This window comes from Vibrio sp. 10N.222.49.C9 (assembly GCF_041474985.1).
Lineage (GTDB): Bacteria > Pseudomonadota > Gammaproteobacteria > Enterobacterales > Vibrionaceae > Vibrio > Vibrio crassostreae_C.
Genome location: NZ_JBFRVD010000324.1, coordinates 1 through 259 on the forward strand (window position 1 = coordinate 1; position 259 = coordinate 259).

Here is a 259-nt window from a genome sequence, read left to right on the forward strand (position 1 = left end):
TCTTGCGAGTGGCAATCAGCGCTATGCGTTCTTTACCAATGAACAAGGCGGCATCATGGACGATCTGATGGTGGCCAACCTTGGCGATCATCTGTTTGTGGTGGTGAATGCTGCTTGTAAAGAGCAGGACATCGCGCACCTTCAAGCAAACTTGCCTGCGGATGTAGAGCTAGAAATTATTGACGACAGAGCACTGCTTGCGCTTCAAGGCCCCAAAGCGGTTGACGTATTGGCTGAGCTTAACCCAGCCGTCAAAGAC

General features: G+C 51.4%; 1 pseudogene. It reads left to right on the forward strand.

The window, feature by feature from the left end:
- Positions 1-259, forward strand: a pseudogene (gene gcvT / locus AB4585_RS23345) (glycine cleavage system aminomethyltransferase GcvT); the annotation flags it as partial.